The sequence below is a fragment of the Streptomyces sp. NPDC050743 genome (assembly GCF_044456925.1).
Classification (GTDB): Bacteria; Actinomycetota; Actinomycetes; order Streptomycetales; family Streptomycetaceae; genus Streptomyces.
Genome location: NZ_JBITGJ010000136.1, coordinates 1 through 15,477, shown reverse-complemented (window position 1 = coordinate 15,477; position 15,477 = coordinate 1). Strand labels below are relative to the sequence as shown.

13 protein-coding genes and 1 pseudogene are annotated in these 15,477 nt (G+C 72.2%); 8 read left to right on the top strand and 6 right to left on the bottom strand.

Annotated features, from left to right (window positions below):
* The coding region (locus ACIBJF_RS47230) for a zinc ribbon domain-containing protein (RefSeq protein WP_399183898.1) at nucleotides 1-369 on the top strand (369 nt) is incomplete at its 5' end.
* A gap of 93 nt (nucleotides 370-462) precedes the next feature.
* On the opposite strand, the gene ACIBJF_RS47225 is transcribed toward ACIBJF_RS47230, so the two are convergent.
* Nucleotides 463-1,371, bottom strand: a complete 909-nt coding sequence (locus tag ACIBJF_RS47225) for a GNAT family N-acetyltransferase (RefSeq protein ID WP_399183896.1) — start codon at nucleotides 1,369-1,371, stop codon at nucleotides 463-465.
* A 301-nt stretch (nucleotides 1,372-1,672) separates the two neighbouring features.
* On the opposite strand from ACIBJF_RS47225, the gene ACIBJF_RS47220 reads away from it, so the two are divergent.
* Nucleotides 1,673-2,779: a PP2C family protein-serine/threonine phosphatase gene (locus ACIBJF_RS47220; protein ID WP_399183894.1), complete on the top strand. Its 1,107-nt coding sequence runs from the start codon at nucleotides 1,673-1,675 to the stop codon at nucleotides 2,777-2,779.
* A 12-nt stretch (nucleotides 2,780-2,791) separates the two neighbouring features.
* Here the strand turns inward: ACIBJF_RS47220 and ACIBJF_RS47215 are convergent, their stop codons facing one another.
* Nucleotides 2,792-3,232: an Lrp/AsnC family transcriptional regulator gene (locus tag ACIBJF_RS47215; protein WP_228622050.1), complete on the bottom strand. Its 441-nt coding sequence runs from the start codon at nucleotides 3,230-3,232 to the stop codon at nucleotides 2,792-2,794.
* A gap of 30 nt (nucleotides 3,233-3,262) precedes the next feature.
* Nucleotides 3,263-4,615 (bottom strand): transaminase, encoded by a 1,353-nt coding sequence (locus tag ACIBJF_RS47210; protein ID WP_399183891.1) that lies wholly within the window; start codon nucleotides 4,613-4,615, stop codon nucleotides 3,263-3,265.
* A gap of 304 nt (nucleotides 4,616-4,919) precedes the next feature.
* Here ACIBJF_RS47210 and ACIBJF_RS47205 point away from each other — a divergent pair, with 304 nt between their 5' ends.
* The gene (locus ACIBJF_RS47205; RefSeq protein ID WP_399183889.1) at nucleotides 4,920-5,387 is read left to right on the top strand and encodes a hypothetical protein; all 468 of its coding nucleotides are present in this window, start codon (nucleotides 4,920-4,922) and stop codon (nucleotides 5,385-5,387) included.
* 4 nt (nucleotides 5,388-5,391) lie between these two features.
* Here ACIBJF_RS47205 and ACIBJF_RS47200 read toward each other — a convergent pair whose 3' ends face one another.
* Nucleotides 5,392-5,628, bottom strand: coding sequence for a hypothetical protein (locus ACIBJF_RS47200; protein ID WP_365331858.1), 237 nt, complete (start codon nucleotides 5,626-5,628; stop codon nucleotides 5,392-5,394).
* Between the two features lie 237 nt (nucleotides 5,629-5,865).
* Here ACIBJF_RS47200 and ACIBJF_RS47195 point away from each other — a divergent pair, with 237 nt between their 5' ends.
* Nucleotides 5,866-7,116 (top strand): serine hydrolase domain-containing protein, encoded by a 1,251-nt coding sequence (locus tag ACIBJF_RS47195; protein ID WP_399183886.1) that lies wholly within the window; start codon nucleotides 5,866-5,868, stop codon nucleotides 7,114-7,116.
* A 184-nt stretch (nucleotides 7,117-7,300) separates the two neighbouring features.
* Here ACIBJF_RS47195 and ACIBJF_RS47190 read toward each other — a convergent pair whose 3' ends face one another.
* Nucleotides 7,301-8,857, bottom strand: a complete 1,557-nt coding sequence (locus ACIBJF_RS47190) for a helix-turn-helix domain-containing protein (protein ID WP_399183884.1) — start codon at nucleotides 8,855-8,857, stop codon at nucleotides 7,301-7,303.
* Nucleotides 8,858-9,210: 353 nt separating this feature from the next.
* On the opposite strand from ACIBJF_RS47190, the gene ACIBJF_RS47185 reads away from it, so the two are divergent.
* A complete protein-coding gene (locus ACIBJF_RS47185) occupies nucleotides 9,211-9,807 on the top strand; it encodes a DinB family protein (RefSeq protein ID WP_399183882.1) in 597 nt (198 codons plus the stop codon).
* Between the two features lie 152 nt (nucleotides 9,808-9,959).
* On the opposite strand, the gene ACIBJF_RS47180 is transcribed toward ACIBJF_RS47185, so the two are convergent.
* Complete coding sequence (locus ACIBJF_RS47180) at nucleotides 9,960-12,674, bottom strand: AAA family ATPase (protein ID WP_399183880.1); 2,715 nt, start codon at nucleotides 12,672-12,674, stop codon at nucleotides 9,960-9,962.
* Nucleotides 12,675-13,201: 527 nt separating this feature from the next.
* On the opposite strand from ACIBJF_RS47180, the gene ACIBJF_RS47175 reads away from it, so the two are divergent.
* The 3 genes and pseudogenes from ACIBJF_RS47175 to ACIBJF_RS47165 form a co-directional block, all read left to right on the top strand.
* Entirely contained in the window at nucleotides 13,202-13,564 is a 363-nt protein-coding gene (locus tag ACIBJF_RS47175; protein WP_399183878.1) for a heavy-metal-associated domain-containing protein, read from the top strand.
* Nucleotides 13,446-14,162, top strand: a complete 717-nt coding sequence (locus tag ACIBJF_RS47170; RefSeq protein ID WP_399183877.1) for a DUF4386 family protein — start codon at nucleotides 13,446-13,448, stop codon at nucleotides 14,160-14,162. The genes ACIBJF_RS47175 and ACIBJF_RS47170 overlap by 119 nt, the downstream gene beginning before the upstream one ends.
* Before the next feature lie 205 nt (nucleotides 14,163-14,367).
* A pseudogene (locus ACIBJF_RS47165) lies at nucleotides 14,368-15,130 on the top strand (IS5 family transposase); the annotation flags it as partial.
* Nucleotides 15,131-15,477 lie beyond the last annotated feature (347 nt).

Here is a 15,477-nt window from a genome sequence, read left to right as displayed (position 1 = left end):
CGCGGCCACGACGGGGTCGCGGTGGAGGACTTCAGGCCGAGATTCCTGGCGAAGACCACCATGGCCCGCAAGGCGGCCGATGCCGCCATCGCCGCCACGAAGCGTGCCCTGGTCGAGATGGGCCGCAAGCACGCACGGGACGTCCGTCTCGTGCACCCGGCGCACACCACGAGGGACTGTGCCACGTGCGGAGCGAGAACCAAGCACGCACTGCCTCTGTCGATGAGAACGTATACCTGCACCGTGTGCGGAGCCGTGTCCCCCAGGGACAAGAACTCCGCCCGCGTGATGCTGGTCCGGGCAGGTTGGAACCCGGACGGTGTCGAGGGCGTAAGACCACCTGAGCCGCCGGCTCCGGTGGCGGCCTGAGCCGTAAATCCCCGCTCAGCCCTGGAGGGTGAGGCATCGCCTCCCTTCAGGGAGGGGAGCCTTCAAGGCCGATCACCACCCACGCCCAGCATGTCACCCGGCACTGACGGCGCCATCGGCCCAGAAGTTGATGCGCTCCCGTACGACGGGATAGCCGGCCCTGGTGAAGTGTGCGGCCATGGGGAAGTTGGTCCGGTCGGTGGCCGCGGCGATGAAGTCGGCGCCCTGGGCTGCCAGGAAGTGGGTGCAGTCGGTGAGCAGGTCGTAGGCGTAGCCGTGACCGCGCTGTTCCGGCACGACGCCGATGAAGCCGACACAGGGTCCGGACGGATTGCGGGCGGGGATGTGGATACCGACCGGCTCGCCCTCGGGGGTGTGGGCGATCCGCCACCAGGCACGCGGGGACGGAAACCAGTGGAAGACGTCCAGTTCCTGCTGCGCGGCCAGGTCCGGCCCGCCCTGTGCGGCGGCCCGGCGGGCGTGGGCGTCGAGGGTGACCGAGTGGATGCGGCGCAGCAGGTCGTAGAACACGGCGTCGTCCGGCTCGGCGGCGAAGACGAGGCGGCCGGGGCGCTCGGGCAGGCCCCGGTCCGGGGTCCAGCGGTACAGGAATCGCTCCACCAGCGGTGCGTAGCCGGCCGCGCGTGCGGCGGCGGTCCGCAGGTCGACGGCGGCGCGCATTGCCGGTTCGTCGCGCCAGCCGGAGGGCAGGTCGAGTTCGAGTTCGTCGGTCTGCCAGGGCGCCGTCCGCAGGAGTTCGGCTCCGGCCTCCTCCTCGCCCTCGGCCACGTCGAACCAGTTGATCACGAGCGGCTCGGGGTCCTCGGGGCGGCCCCACCAGGCGGCCCGGGCCACGGTGCGGCCGTCGCGTACGGCGATGCGCTGCCAGTCGGGTCGGTAGCGGGTGTCGCGGTGCTTGTCGCGGAGTCCCAGCGGGTCGGGCATGGTGTCGAAAAGGTGTGCGGTGCTCTCGTCGAGAGCGCGGAAGACCAGGGTGGTCATGGATTCCTCCGGGAGGCGTGCCGCACTGCGGCGGCGGTGATGCGCTCCCGGTCAGGCGTGGCACACCCGGGTGACGGGGAGGTGGGAGCGCAGGATGACAGTGGCCATGACGCTCGCCTCCTTCCGTCCGTCTCGGGCGTGCCGGCTGAGGCTATCGGGGCGGCGCACGGGGCGTCCACCGCTTTTCGCCGACGGCGCCCGGGACGTTCGCCGCCCGCTGCTCTCCCGTCGGCGCCGATCCGCGTAGACCGGGCATATCCGGCGGGAGGCCCGGGCGCGGAGGGCGGCGTAGCTTGGGGATGTGAGATCGGTGCGCGGCGGGTTGTCGCATCGGGAGCTCGAAAATCGCGGCTGGTTGCGGGGCGCGCCACCGCCGTGGTGGGTACGGGTGCTGCCCGTGCTGCTGCTCGGGGGCGTCACCGCGGCCACGGTGGTCACTCCCGACGCGCGGGACGCCGGTTTCGTGCTGGGCGCGATTCCACCTCTGGCCGTTCTGTCGTACGGCCCGCTGGCCACCGCACTCCTCGGCGCCGGTGTGGTCGCGGTGCTGAACGTCCCGGCCACCCATCTCAACCGCCCTGGCAACACCGATCTGCTCACGATCGTGTTCGTGGCTGTCCTCAGTGTGTTCGTGTCCTATGTGCGCAGCCGCCGGGACGCCCAGCTGGACACGGAGCGGGCCATCGGCGAGGCCGTGCAGCGGGCCGTGATGCCGCTGTTGCCGGAGCGGGTCGGGAACGTGGGCTGCGCGGGCTTCTACCGGGCCGCGCAGGACGGGACGCTGGTGGGCGGGGACTTCTTCGACGTACGGGACGGGCCGTACGGTGTGCGCGCGGTGATGGGGGACGTGCAGGGGCACGGGCTGTCGGCTGTCTCGACGGTGGTGTTGTTGCTGGGCGCGTTCCGCGAGGCGGTGCTGGACGAGCCGGACCTGGAGTCGGTCGCCGCGCGGATGGACCGCAGGCTGGCGGTGGACTCGGCGGCCGTGCGGCATGCGGAGCTGTTCGCCACGGGGGTCCTGCTGGAGTTCTCCCCGGACGGGCGGGCCGTGCGGGTGGTGACCTGCGGTCATCCGGCGCCCGTGCTGCTGCACGAGGAGGACGCCCTGGAGCTGACGGTCGTGCCGGGACCGCCGCTGGGGATCGGGCTGGTCGGTGTCGGCCCGCCGAAGGAGGTCACCGTGACGCTCGGGCCGGGCGACCGGCTCTTCCTGGCCTCCGACGGGGTGTGGGAGGCGCGGGACACCGACGACGCCTTCTATCCGCTGCCCGCGCGCCTCGCCGCCCTGACCGGCACGGAGTCCGCCGAGCTGCCCGGGGCGGTGTGGACGGAGCTGGTGAAGCGGCGCTACGAGGTCCGGGACGACGTCACCATGCTGGTGCTGGCGCCCGCGCCCCCGGCGGCCTGACCGCCCCGCCGGTCAGCCCACGTCCCACAGGAAGCGGTGGGTGTGGATGCCGAAGTACGGGAAGGACTGGATCTCGCGGACGCCTTCCAGGGGTCGTACCACGTCGTTGACGAAGTCCAGCAGGGCCTTCGGGCCGGGGGCGACCACCTCGGCGAACAGATCGAATCCGCCCGAGGTCAGCACCGAGTAGACGACCTCCGGGCGTTCGGCGAGGGCGTCGGCGACGGCGCGGGGGTCGCCGTCGACGCCGATGCCGAGCAGGGCCATGGCCTGCCCGCCCATGGCCATCGGGTCGGTGACCCCGACGACCTGGACGGCCTTGGAGTCCAGCAGGCGTTGCAGCCGCTGCCGCGCCGCCGAGGCCGACAGGCCGACCTTCGGGCCGAGGTCGGCGTAGGCGATGCGGCCGTCGGTCTGCAGCTCGCGCAGGATGGCCCGGTCGATCTCGTCCACGCGTGTCCTTTCGTGCGGGTACGGCCCCGGCTATCGGTCCGCCAGTTCGGCGAGGGCGGCGGCGAAGACCTCGGTGTGGGTGTCGACGTCCTGCTCGGTGGTGTCGGGGCACATGAGCGCCATGTTGTGGAACGGGGTGAGCAGGATGCCCCGGTTGGCGAGGTAGAGGTGCAGGAAGTCCTCCAGCTCCGGGTCGGATACGGCCGCGGACTCGGTGCCGGTGCGCGGCGCCGGGCTGGTGAAACGGTACTCGGTGCGGGCGCCGAGCCGGCTCACGGACCACGGCAGCCGGTGTGCCTCGATGCCCGCCCGGGCACCCGCCTCGAAGCGCTCGGAGAGCTTGGTCATCCGGGCGAACGCCTCGTCGGTGAGAACGTGTTCGAGGGTGGCGCGCATCGCGGCGACCGAGAGCGCGTTGCCGGCGAGGGTGCCGCCGACGCCGCCCATGTCGACGAGGTCCAGGTCGGCGCGGGCCAGCAGCCGCTCGGCGAGTTCGGCGGACAGCCCGTAGGCGCCGGCCGGGATGCCGCCGCCGATGGCCTTGCCGATGGTCAGCAGGTCGGGTTCCAGGTCCCATGCGGCGGTGCAGCCGCCGGGGCCCGCGGAGAGGGTGTGGGTCTCGTCGTTGATGAGCAGGCTGCCGTAGCGCCTGGTCAGCTCGCGGACGCCGGCGAGGTAGCCCGGTTCGGGCAGGACGATGCCGATGTTGGTGAGGGCGGGTTCCATCAGGACGGCGGCGACGTCACCGTGGGCGAGTTCGCGCTCCAGTCCGGCGAGGTCGTTGAACTCGGCCACCCGGCTGGTCAGGGTCACGTCGCAGGGGGCGCCGACGTTGCCGGGGCGGGGGGTGCCCGCGCCGTCCGGGCCGACGACGATCAGGGACTCGTCGACGCTGCCGTGGTAGCAGTAGCTGTTCACGAGGATCTTCGGGCGGCCGGTGACGGCCCGGGCGAGCCGGATCGCCCAGCGGTTGGCGTCGGTCGCGGTGAGCGAGAAGCTCCAGCGCGCCAGGCCGAACCGGCGGGTCAGCTCGGCGCCGACCCACTCCGCGTCCTCCGTCGGCAGCATCGCCGTGGCCCCGCCCAGCTCGGCGAAGCGCAGCCGCACGGCCTCCGTGACCGGGGCGGGCGAATGGCCGGCCATCGCACCGGTGTCGCCGAGGCAGAAGTCGATGTACTCGTGCCCGTCCACATCGGTGACCCGGGCGCCGCGCGCACCGGCCAGATAGCGGGGAAAGGCCCCGGCCGTCTTGTTCATCCAGGTCATCGGCACCCGGCCGAAGAGGTGGTCGGCCCCCGCATAGGCCGCGCGGGAGCGGGGGTTGCGGCGCTCGGCCTCGGCGCTCTCGCGGGCCAGGAGGGCGTGCAGACGCGTGCGGTCCATGGAGTACCTCACTGGAGACGGTGATGAATGCGGTGACTCTACGATCGAAACGGCGACCAACTCAACATCTCGCGCGCGAATCAATTGTTCCGACGATCGGATCGAGCGTGTTATCCGGGGTACGACCACCGGGAGGGTGACGCATCCCCCTCCCCCAACTGACGAACCCACAGCCGGAGTTCGAACGTTCCGACTCAAACGCCAGGGTTCGCCACCCTTTCCGCCATGTAGAAATATCTACGAGCATGCATATGCCGAGGGCAGGCGGACGAGGACACGCGGACGAGGACACCCGGAGCAGTGCATGACGAACACGATGTGGATGCGGGGCGTGGAGTGGCTGGCCGCGGCGTCGGTGGACCCGCGCTCGTGCAAATGGGAGTGGGATCACGGCCAGGGCATCGCGCTGCTGGAGGCGGGACGCTTCTGGGACGTGCTGAGCGTTCCCGAGCGGCTGGGTCTGCTCACGCTCGACCTGCTGTGGCGGCCCGGGATGCCCGTGCCGGGGCCGACGCTGGTCGACACGGCGGCGGGCCGGGTCGGCTTCTTCCTGCCGCCGGACCCCTCCGGGGGCTGGGTGGGAGCCGGCCTGCGGTACGCGACCAAGGGGGCCTGGGTCGCCGTACCGCCGCCGTACCGGCCCGCGCGATTCCTGGAGTGGCTCGTACCCCCGGACGGCTCCGGCGCGCTCCATCTGCCCAGCGCCCTGGAGGAGGCGCTGCGGCAGGCCAACGGCACCCTCGCCGTCCTCGCGCCGCTGTGCGGGCAGTGACGGTTCAGGCGCGCTCGGGCGCGGGCCGCCCGCCCGAGCCGGTCCCCGGGCGGGCGGCGGACCGCGCCTCGGGTTCCGCGGGCACGGTGCGTCCCTGCGCCCGCCACTCGGCGACGAGACGGGCGTAGATCGGCTCCCGGGCACGATCCACCTGCGCCGGCCGGCCCGACCGGCGCATCCGGTCCAGCCGTTCGATCCGGTCCAGCCAGTCCAAGCGGTTCGCCGGGTCCAAGCGGTTCATGCCGGGGCAACGCCCGTGGGCCGTCACCGGTACGCCACGCGCCGAAGGCTCACCGGGTCGGGTGAGGTCATCGCCGGAACGTGGCCTTCCACTCGTCGGACAAGCATCCCGCCGGCGGGCGTGAACCGGGCGGCCGCCCGACGGGCGCGGCAGCTGGTGCGCTCCTATCCTGGGACGGTCAGGGCTCCGACGTCCCGCTCATCGCACGCTCGCCACTCACGTGCTTGGAGTCAGCCCATGTCGCATACGTCCGCACGCCTGCTGAGGGGGGCCGCGGTCGCCGTCGCGGTGGGTACGCTGTTGACACCCTGCGCCGCCGGCCCGGTCCTGGCGTCACCGGCCTCCGTGCCGGCCGCCGTCGCCGTCGGCTCGCCCAGCCCGACTCCCTCGGGACCGGCCGTCCGTGACCTGACCCCCGGCGTGGCGCGCCAACTGGACGCCGCCGTGCGGAAGGTGATGCACGAGGCGAACATACCCGGCGTGACCGTCGGCATCTGGACGCCGGGACGGTCGAGTTACGTCCGGTCGTTCGGGGTCGCCGACAAGAGCACCGGCCGGAGGATGACGCCGGACCTGTACGTACGCATCGGCAGCGAGACCAAGACGTTCACCGTGACCGCGCTGCTGCAGTTGGTGGACCGGAAGAAGGTCGGCCTGGACGATCCGATCGCCAAGTACATCGGCGGCGTGCCCAACGGGAACGAGATCACCCTGCGTCAGCTCGCCGGCATGCGCAGCGGACTGTACAACTACTCCGAGGACTCCGACTTCGACAAGGCGCTCACCTCGCACCCGCAACGGTCCTTCACCCCCGAGCAGTTGCTCGCCTACTCCTTCAAGCATCCGGTGCTGTTCCCGCCGGGGCAGAAGTTCTCCTACAGCAACACCAACCTGATCCTGCTCGGACTGGTGGTGGAGAAGGAGAGCGGGCAGCACCTCGGTGACTACATCAAGCAGCACGTCCTCGATCCGGCCGGTATGAAGCACACGCTCTTCCCGACCGGCAACGAGTTCCCCGCCCCGCACGCGCAGGGCTACACCGTGCAGACGGCGGACGGCAAGGAAGCGGACGCGGCCGACTGGAATCCCTCCTGGGGCTGGGCGGCCGGCGCGATGATCTCGAACCTCCGGGACCTGCGGACCTGGGCGCCCACGGTCGCCACGGGCCGGTTCCCCGACGGGAGGCGGATGATCGGTGCCGCCACCCAGAAGCAGCGGCTGATCACCCCGGAAACCGGCTCGATCAAGGGCGCCGGATACGGTCTGGGCATCTTCGACGTGCGGGGATGGATCGGCCACAACGGCTCCCTGCCGGGCTACGAGACGGTGACCGTCTATTTGCCGTCGACGCGGACGACACTCGTCGCACTGCTGAACACCGACACCGACTACCGGTCCCAGGAGCCCAGCACCGTCCTGGTCGAGGCGATCACCAAGATCATCTCTCCTGCGCACGTCTACAACCTGCCGGTCTCGCGCACCGGATGAGGCGGCACGTGCCGTCGGTCGTCGCGCGCCGCCGCCAGGAACCCGCTCCGGCCGGGGGTGCCCGAGCCGGAACGCGGGACCGCGACCGGTCCCCCGTTCCGGTCGTGCCCCGCGGACTGCCGAAGGTACGTGCAGTGCCGAACCCCGGGTAGTGCACCGGTGCCAGGCGGAGTCCGCACGGCACTCACCGCTGCACAGACGAGTCCGGTTGGTCCGGGTTCGCCGCGCCGCGGCCGGGTATGCCGAGGTCGGGCACGGGCAGCTCGCCGGTGGCGAGGTGGGCGAGGACGACCTCGTACAGGTCGGTGCCGCCGGCCGTCAGCCGGCGTTCCAGGACGGGTTCGGCGGCCCGGACGTGTTCGCGCACGGTCTGGGCGTGTACGCCGAGGGCCTGGGCGGCGCGTTCGGCGTGCGCGTCCGCGGCGGTCCAGGCGCGCAGGGTGCCGCGCAGATCCCGGCCCTCCTCGTCGAGCCGGCCGAGCAGCCCCTGCGCCCAGGAGCGCAGCGCGCTCGTCCCGAGCAGTTCGGTGAGCCGGGTCCGGACCGGCGGGCGGGGTGCCCCGCCGGAGAGGTCGTAGGGGCCGTGTGCGGCCTCGGTGTTGAGGGCGGCGTGGGCGAGGGCGCGCACGGGCAGCCGGGAGAGGTCGGCGCCGAGCAGGGCTGCGACCCGGTCCATCCGGGCCCGGACGGTGTTGCGGCTGACGCCGAGCACCTTCGCCGCGCTCACGGCGGTGAACTCCAGGCCCAGCCGGGTGGTGGCGAGCAGTTCGGCGCGCACATGGTGCGGCAGCGTGTCGAGCGGGCGCAGCACCGCGGCGGCCCAGGCCCGCAGCGCGGCGGGGTCCATGAGCTGTGCGGGGCGGGTGCGGGCGGCGTAGACGGCGTACCGGCCGGGCCGGAAACGGGCCACGGCGAGCGCGGTGACGGCCTGGCCGTAGGCCGTGGCGGTCAGGGCGAGGCGCTGCCGCGGGCTGCCGCCGAGGAAGGTGCCGGCCCGGTCGGCGACGAGGGAGCGCAGCCGCTCCTCCACCTCGGCGGACGGGCCCACGACGATGACGTGTTCGTCCACCGCGGGGCACCGCACGACGAGTGCCCGGCCGTCGGTGGCGTCCAGGCACGCGTCGGCGAGCCGGTCGCGTTCCACGGCGGTGTCCTCGAGGACGTAGACACGGGCGGTGTCCTGTTCCAGCAGGCCCGGCCACAGCCCGGCGGCGACCCGGCGGGCGGAGACGGTGTCCTCCACCATGAGCAGTTGCAGGATCGCCAGCCGCAGATCAGCCGTGGCCCGCCGCAGCCGCCGCCGGGACTCGGCCGACTCCCGTTCCCCGAGCAGGAGTTCCAGTACGGCGACGGTGTGGCCGAGGATCTCGGTGGTGCGCCGGTCGAAGGGCTCGGGGCGGGCCACCGCGAGGACGGCTCGCGGCGCCGGGCCGGGCCCCGGATGCCGTATCCCGACCAGCCGCACATGCCGTGCCCCGTCGTCGAGGGACGCGGCGGAGACCCGGCCGGTGGCGACGTCGGCGACGACGGCGGAGTCGAGCGGCAGCCGCTCACCGGCCAGCAGGCCCCCGCGGTCGTCCTGGAGGCACACCGCCGCGCTCACGGTCCGGGCGAGCCAGTCGGCGAGCCGGCGAAGATCACGCCCGGCGGGCCGCAGCTGGTCCAGCAACTCCTGCGCCCAGGCGCCGTCCCCGCCGTACGGCTGCTGGAACGGCGGGTCCCCGTCCGGTCGGCCGGCCACGTGCCCCTCTCCTCGCCTCCGTGTCGACCTGGGCTTACACATCGGCACGTTACCCGAACGCGGCGCGCCCCCGCGCCGGGCACGGCTCCGCCAGCGGCCCGGGGGGTGGGTCACCGGCGGAGATGCCGCGTCCAGGGCCGGGGGGAGGCCTAGGACGGCTCACGGGTCGGATGCCCCGAAATCCGGGACGTACACCACGACCTCAGGGCGCAGATCCCGGGCAAAGCGGCCCGCCACCCGAGCGGACACCGACTCCAACCTCAACGGCGTCCGGAAACGACCACCGCGGAGAAAGCGTCAGTGACTCTTGATGTCACCCCCGGCTGTCAGTGCCGGGTGGAAGACTGCCCGGCGTGATCGAACCGAACCCGAAAGCGGACCTTCTCCGATACCTGCAGGAGGCGCGTGATGCCCTGCTGTGGAAGCTCGATGGGCTCTCGGAGTACGACATCCGCCGTCCGCTGACTCCCACGGGAACGAACCTGTTGGGGCTGGTCAAGCATGTCGCCGGTGTGGAGCTGTCGTACTTCGGTGACACGTTCGGACGGCCGTTCTTCGACGCGGAGCCGCCGTCCTGGTGGTATACCGAGGAGTCAGAGCCCAACTCGGACATGTGGGCCACCGCGGACGAATCACGGGAACAGATCGTTGGGCTGTATCGCCAGGCGTGGGAGCACTCCGACTGCACGATCGCGGCGCTGACGCTTGACGCGATCGGTCACGTCCCGTGGTGGCCGGAGGAGCGTCGGCAGGTGACGCTGCACCACATCCTCGTGCGCGTGATCTCCGATACGCAGCGGCATGCCGGCCACGCCGACATCGTGCGAGAGCTCATCGACGGATCCGTCGGATATCTGCAAGGCAAGGACAACATGCCCCCAGAGGATCAGGCGTGGTGGGAGGGCCACCGGAGCCGACTGGAGCGCGTGGCGCGAGAAGTCGACGGCTGAGATCGCCCTGCTGCCGACTGCGCCGGCTCCGGGGCCGGCCATGCGGCGCCGTTCAGCCGACCAGCGCGTGACCTCGGTCAGGAGCTTCGACTGCCTGATCCCTCAAGAGGCCGACGCCCGAGTTTCGGTCTCCAGGTGCGAGGCCATGCCGGTTACAGGTCGAGCGGAAGAGCGGTGAGCTCGGCGCGGGAGCTGACGCCCAACTTCGAGTAACAGTTTCTCAAGTGAAAGTCGACCGTGCGTGAACTGACGAACAGCTGCGCGGCCACGTCCCGGTTCGACAGGCCTTGCCGGACCAGGGCGGCGACCTGGCGTTCCTGCGGGGTGAGCTCGGTGGCGGTGGTGACGTCGCGGCGGCGGGCAGTCTCCCCGCAGGCTCGCAGCTCCTGCGCGGCCCGCTCGGCCCACGGGGTGGCGCCGAGGTCCTCGAACAGCGCCAGCGCTGTGCGCAGGTGCTCTCGGGCGTCGACCCGGCGCCGGGCACGGCGCAGGTACTCGCCGAAGGCCAGATGGGTGCGGGCCCGGTTGGGCAGCCGCACCGAGTTGGCGTGCGCGGCGAGTGCCCGCTGGAAGTGGGTCTCGGCGTCGCCGTCGCCGACGAGCAGGGCGCGGCCGTGCTCGACAACCGCGGTCGCGGCCGGCAGGCCGGTGCCCGTGGCAAACTGCTCCAGCTCGGCCAGCCAGGTACGGGCGAGGTCGGGGTGGTCGCCGCGGACGGCAGCGTCGAACAGGTCGAGCGCGGCCAGGCGGCGCCACGCCGGCCCTTCGATCTGCTTGAGGTGGTGCAGCGCGGCCACCGGCTGCGTGGCCGCGCGCAACCCGCGGGTCCAATACGTCAAGTCGGCGACGAGGCCGTCGGTAATGCCGACGGGGTGCTTGTCCCGGATCTCGGTGACCCTGTCCAGGTGACGGTCGGCGGCGTCGTCTCCGCGCAGCGCCGCGACCAAGGCGAGTTGCGCGGTGGGCAGCGCGGTCAGCCCCGGGTGACCGGTGCTGACGGTCAGTGGCAGCGCCTCGGCGGCGGCGCCGGCGGCCTTCGACCAGGCGCCGGTCGCGATCTGGAAGTGGACGCCGCGGGTGAGGGCGTGCGCGACCATGTTCAGCGCGCCGACGCGGCGGGCGGCGGACAGCTGCTGCTCGTGCAGCCGCAGTCCGCGCTCGTCGTCGTCGATCAGCATCGCCGCGATGCCCAGGTTGGGCTGCAGCACGTGGTCGTCGACCGGGTCGGCGTCGGTGAGGATGAATGCGCTCCCGAAGGACTCCGCGGCGGCCGCCCAGTCGCTGCGGGCCACAGCCCCGAAGCCATGCAGCAGGGCCCAGGCGGCCCGCACCCGGGACGGCGCATCCGGCGCAGGCTTTGCCACCAGCGCGGTCGGCTCCACCGCGCTCAGGGATCGGGCGCCGAACGCCGCGAGCGACGCTGCGAGCATCGCCAGCTCAGCTGCCAGCGCCGCATCGACGTCGGCGGCGACCTCGGCGGCCTGCAGGATGAGGTCGTATCCGTCGCTCAGCGAGCGGGTGTTCCACTCGATCTTCCCCTGCAGCGCGAGCAGTTGCGCCCGCAGCAGCGGTTCCGTCACGTCTGCCGCGGCGGCCTGGGCGAGTGCTGAGGCGCGCGACGGGTGCGCGCCCAGCCAGGCCGAGGACGCGGCCAGGTACAGCCGCCGGCCGCGGGCCTCACCACCCGGGGTGAGCTCGGCGGCGCGGGCCCACGAGGCGGCCGCAGCCTCGTGGCCACCGCGGGCCGCGGCGCGCTCAGCGACCCCGTCGAGGGCGGCGACGACGTCCACGTCGGGCCGGTCGACGGCGGCGGCCAGGTGCCAGGCCCGCCGCTCGGGGTCTCCGGTCAGCACGTCGGCGAGCACACGGTGCGCGGCTCGGCGCTGCGCGCTGGTGGCCGCCCGGTAGACCGCCGAGCGCACCAGCGGGTGGTAGAAGGCGACAGCATCGCCGTCCACGCGCAGCAACGCGGACCGCTCCACCGCATCCAGGGCGGCATCAGCGGCGTCGAGGCGCTCGGCGGCATCGCGGATCACGGTCAGCCGGGCGGTGTCGTCGGTCGCGGCGACCAGCAGAAACCGCTGCGCGGCCTCGTCGAGGCGGCGGTAGCGGTCGAGGAAGGCGCGCTCCACGCCGCCGGTCAGCGGCAACGGGGTGGGCAGCGGCGCCCGGCCGGCCAGTTGGTCGGCGGTGAGCACCCCGGCCAGCTCGACCAGCGCGAGCGGGTTGCCGCCGGTGCCCGCGACCAGCTGGTCGCACACCGCTGGATCGATGTCGGTCCCGGCGCGGGCGGACAGCATCGCGTCGGCGTCGGCGCCGGTCACGCCGCCGAGCACGATGGTGGGCAGGTCCCCGGCGTCGAAGCGCCGGGCATCGCCGTCGCGGGCGGCGAACAGCAGCGCCACGCGCTCGGCCTGCAGCCGACGGGCGGCGAACAGCAGCGCTGCGGCCGACGCCTCGTCGAGCCAGTGCGCGTCGTCGACGACGACCAGAAGCGGCGCCCCTTCGGCAGCGTCGGCGAGCAGGTTCAGCGTGCCGAGGAACGCCATGAAGCGGTCACCCTCGCCCTCGGCCTCACCCATCGCCGCGCGCAGCGCTACAGCCTGCGGTGCCGGCAGGGCGTCGATTTGGGTGCGCAGCGGCCACAGCAGCCGTTGCAGCGCGGCAAAGGCCAGTGGCGATTCGGACTCCACACCGGAGGTACGCAGCACTCGCAGATCCCGCGCGGTTGCCAGCGCGTCGTCCAGCAGCGTCGATTTGCCCACCCCGGCGACCCCGCGCACCACCAGCGCGCCGCCGTTGCCAGCGCGGGCAGCGTCGAGCAACGCGGCGATCGCCGCGCGTTCGGGATCCCGTCCTGCCAGCACGAGCCCCACGGTACCGAACGCGCTCCCGGACCAAGATCCGGCAACATCACCGCGTGCGTGATCAGACAAGTGGCGAGCCTCGCAGACCATCACCGCACGTCCGAAGGGGAGCCATGTGGGCGGCCTGGTCGTCACGGCCGCAGGTGTGCTGCTGGTCTCTGGCGTCGGGCGGGTCATCCGACGCCGCCGACGTGCCGCCCGGCTTCCTACGATGAGCGACGTGCCCGCCTGGAGCTCCTGACTGGCCTCGGGCCGCTGCCGCCCCACCACGAGATCGGCGCCGCCGGGATCACCGCAATCACAGGCGACCTCGCTCCATGCCGGGCTGATCGAGACCTACGACGGGGCCTTCGCCGCCACCGTAGGCGTCCCTTGGCCCGAGCCTGGCGGAACACCCGGCAATTTCCCCGGTGAGACGCACCCACTCCCGCGCCGACTCTTCTACCTGACCGGCACCACCAGCACCTCACGGAGTTCCCCTTGCCGACAGCACCTTCATCGGTTCGACCACCTTCAAGGTCGAGGGCATGGACTGCGCGCACTGCCGGCACGCGGTCACCGAGCAGATCGCCGACGTCCACAACGTCGGCTCCGTCACCGCCGACCGGTCCTCCGCGACGGTCACCGTCAGCGCCTCTCGCCCCATGGACCACTCCGACATCACCGCCGTCGTCGACGAGGAATCGTCCTCGTCCCATGACACCGTCCCTCCCGCACTCCACCCGGAGGCCTGCCGTGCCCAGCACATCGCCCTCTCCGAGCGCCACCCCCGTGCGCACCGAACCCCTGGCGCGTCGCACGTCGCTGCGGCTGTCCGCCGTGCTGCTTCTCGTGGGGCAACTCCTGTACATCGCGGTCACCCAGCTCCACACCGGTGGGGACGCAAATGACCACCACGCCGTGTTCGCCGCTTACGCAGACAGCGGATTCTGGACACTCGTGCACCTCGGCCAATTCGCAGGGATGGCGATCCTCCTCGCAGGGCTGCTCGCCCTGTCTTTCGCTCTGGATGGTCAAAGCAGGACGGCGAGATGGGCGGGCCGGTTCGGTGCCGCTTCCGCGGCGGTGACGTTGGCGTTGTACGGCGTCCTCCAGGCAGTGGACGGGGTCGCCCTCAAGCAGGCCGTGAATGCGTGGGCGAGCGCCCCGGCCGCCGAGAAGGCGGCGCGCTTCGCGAGCGCCGAGGTCATCCGCTGGCTCGAGTGGGGGGTGAGGAGCTACCAGGACTTCGCCCTGGGCCTTGCTTTGCTCCTGTTCGCAGTCGCCGCCGTGCGAACAGCTTGGATGCCGCGGCCGATAGTCCACCTGATGGGGCTTTCCGGCCTCAGCTACCTGGTGCAGGGCTGGGTCGTCGGCTCAGTGGGCTTCTCTCGAGCGGAGTCGATCGCAATCGTGCTGGCCTTCGTCCTTGACGTGTCGTGGATGATCTGGCTGGTCGTGGTCGCCTGGCGGATGCAGGACTCGGAGGCCTCGTCGCTCGGTCGATGAAGGCCTGGACGGGCGCTGGTCACCTTCGACATCACCGGGCCGCGCCGACGCGTGGCCGACCATCGGTCCCAGCCACAACACCCTGCACAGCACCTGCGGCTGATCCGACACCCTGCCTTCGACCAGCCGCGGAGCGCAGCGGCCGTCACATGGGGCGGCTTACCGCGACGTCGAAATGCCTGTCTGATCAGTGATCACTGATGCGATGTGGGACCGGATCGTGCCGCTGATGCCGGCCGATCCGGTTCGCGGACGACGGTGGTCCGGCCACCGCCGCACGCTCGAGGCCATCGCGTGGGAGTACCGCACCAACTCGCCCTGACGGGACCTCCCCGACGAGCTCGGCTCGTTCCGGACCGCTCACAAGCGGCTGATCAGGTGGACCGTCGACGGCACGTGGGAGAAGATCTTCGTCGCCGTCCTCAGGGCGGCGGATGCCGTCGACGACATCGGCTGGACCGTGTCGGTCCACTCCACCGTCGTCCGGACCCACCAGTACGCCGCCGGAGCACTCACAAGGGGCCGAAGGCCGAAACGAGCCGGCCGACCACGCGCTCAGACGCTCTCGCGGCGAGCACCAAGATCCACCTGGCCGCAGACGGCCATGCACAGCCTCTGGCTCCGGCCGTCACAGCGACCAGGCCGGTGACGCGCCCGCCTTCGAGACGGTGACGGCCCGCATCCGGGTGCCGCGACCCGGCCCTGGCCGGCCCCGGACCCGCCCCACCATGGTCCTGGCCGCCCGGGCCTACTCATCCCGCGCGATCCGCGGCCACCTGCGCCGGGGCCGACAAGGTGGGCGCCCGCCCGGCTTCGATGCGGATGCCTCCAAGCAGCGCAACACCGTTGAACGGTGCATCGACCGCCTCAAGCAGTGACGCGCCCTGGCCGCATGAACCGACAAACTCGCGATCGCCTACCAGGCCGCACTCCACCTCGCCGCCATCCTCATCCGGGCACGGCGCCGACCAAGGAGACACAACCTGGACGGCCTCGCCGCCCCACCCAAGAGCATGTCGACGCCCACCACTGCCCGACCCCCGCGCCCGGCCTGCCGACGGAGCCAGCGGTTGAAGGCCTGCGGCCACCCATCCCACCTCGCCGTTCCCGGTAAGCCCGGCACGGGCGCCACCGGGCACGGTCCCGCGAGCAGGGCCACTGACATGGCCGATCCCGGCGATTTTCCCGGTGAGACGCACCCACCGCCCGGCGACTCTTCCACCTGACCGCACCGCCACCACCACCTCGAGGAGTTCCCTTGCTCTCCGGCACCCCCCGCACCTTCATCGGCTCAACCACCTTCGAGGTCACCGGT

Coding starts and splice junctions, on each gene's coding strand:
- ACIBJF_RS47225 (WP_399183896.1), bottom strand. CDS start 1,371: ATGACCACCCTGGTCTTCCGCGCTCTCGACGAGAGCACCGCACACCTT.
- ACIBJF_RS47210 (WP_399183891.1), bottom strand. CDS start 4,615: ATGGACCGCACGCGTCTGCACGCCCTCCTGGCCCGCGAGAGCGCCGAG.
- ACIBJF_RS47205 (WP_399183889.1), top strand. CDS start 4,920: ATGACGAACACGATGTGGATGCGGGGCGTGGAGTGGCTGGCCGCGGCG.
- ACIBJF_RS47200 (WP_365331858.1), bottom strand. CDS start 5,628: ATGAACCGCTTGGACCCGGCGAACCGCTTGGACTGGCTGGACCGGATC.
- ACIBJF_RS47195 (WP_399183886.1), top strand. CDS start 5,866: ATGTCGCATACGTCCGCACGCCTGCTGAGGGGGGCCGCGGTCGCCGTC.
- ACIBJF_RS47175 (WP_399183878.1), top strand. CDS start 13,202: ATGGACTGCGCGCACTGCCGGCACGCGGTCACCGAGCAGATCGCCGAC.